The sequence below is a fragment of the Synechococcus sp. R6-5 genome, assembly GCF_047461775.1.
In the GTDB taxonomy this organism is placed as follows: Bacteria; Cyanobacteriota; Cyanobacteriia; order Thermostichales; family Thermostichaceae; genus Thermostichus.
Map to the genome: position 1 here is coordinate 1 of NZ_JANSHV010000336.1, position 584 is coordinate 584.

Below are 584 nucleotides of genomic sequence, written 5' to 3' on the forward strand. Positions count from 1 at the left end.
CAGGGAGGACAGGTATGGCTGACACCTACGCATTCACATTCAGTCTGGAGGAACTGGTGCTGCTGATGCGCATCGCCGATCTGCCAGCGCTGGCAAGTCTGCCGGCGAACCCCTTCGAGGGCGTCTCCGAAGAACGGGCGCTCGGAGCGCTGGCAGCCGCCGAACGGTCGTTGCGCGCGCGCGGCTTCCTCCAACCCCAGGGACCCGAAAAGCCCTTCGCCGTCTATTCGCCGGTGCTGGCGCTCATCGGCACGTGCAAACTGGCGCGCGCCATTGCAATGGTCATTGCGCAGCCCGATGATCAGCCGACCGATGCGCGCTACTACTATGTTTCGCCGTATATGGCGGTCGAGCACGCCTTTCCCGATGAGGGATTGCACCGCTTCACCGGCGCGCCCTCCATCGACGACCTGGCGGACCCGATCAAACAGTTCCTGCGTCTCGACGGTCAGCAGGCGCTCGACGCTCTGCCCGCCGGGTCGCTCGCGCCGACGGCGATGGAGGCGGCGCGCAATGCCGCTTCTGCCGAGGTTGCATTCCAGACCCTGATCGATCAGGATGTGCCGGAAGCGCTGGCGCAGCCG

Annotated in this window: 1 protein-coding gene; it reads left to right on the forward strand. The window is 65.8% G+C overall.

Features of this window, described 5'->3' with window-relative positions; genetic code table 11:
• Positions 1–14: 14 nt before the first annotated feature.
• On the forward strand, positions 15–584 hold a 570-nt coding region (locus tag NW818_RS13490), incomplete at its 3' end, for a hypothetical protein (protein WP_414424840.1).